Origin of the sequence: Streptomyces albidochromogenes, from assembly GCF_005981925.1 — a bacterium.
Taxonomy (GTDB): Bacteria; Actinomycetota; Actinomycetes; order Streptomycetales; family Streptomycetaceae; genus Streptomyces; species Streptomyces albidochromogenes.
Genome location: NZ_VBVX01000737.1, coordinates 1 through 519 on the forward strand (window position 1 = coordinate 1; position 519 = coordinate 519).

General features: G+C 76.3%; 1 protein-coding gene. It reads left to right on the forward strand.

The window, feature by feature from the left end:
* Positions 1-519: hypothetical protein (locus E2E34_RS35830; protein WP_167518459.1), on the forward strand; the 519-nt coding region annotated here is incomplete at both ends.

The following is a 519-nucleotide window of genomic DNA, read 5'->3' on the forward strand; positions in this document are numbered from 1 at the left end:
GACCCGAGGCGATGCGCGCCGACCGGGCGCGGGCCCTGGACGAGCTGACCGCACGCGGGCTCGGCCCGGGCCGGCTGGTGCGGTTCTGGCTGCTGGTGGGCGGCGCCGTGCTCGGGTGGGGAACGGTCGGGGCCGCCCTCGAAACGTTCGAGGGGCCGGGCGACCCGCTGACCGCCGTGTTCGTCGCGGGCTTCGGCGCGCTGGGGCTCGCGGGCGTCGTGACCTGCTGGATCTTCCTCGGCATGGGGGTGCGCCGCGACCGTACGATCCGTCAGCTGCTGGTCGGGTGGGCGCGGGTGGGGCGGGAGCACGGACTCTCCGCCGCCCCGTGGCGCGTTCCCGGTCTCAGCCTCGCGTGGCTGCTCTCGTCCGTCGCGGGGTGCGGGCTCGGGCTGTGGTCGTCGCTGGGCTTCGCGGTGACCGCCCGGCCGGGCTCCGACACGTACGTGGACGCGGTCTTCTTCATCGGGCTCGGCGTCATCCTGTGGGTCGCGGGCCTCGTCGGGGCGGCGAAGGCCG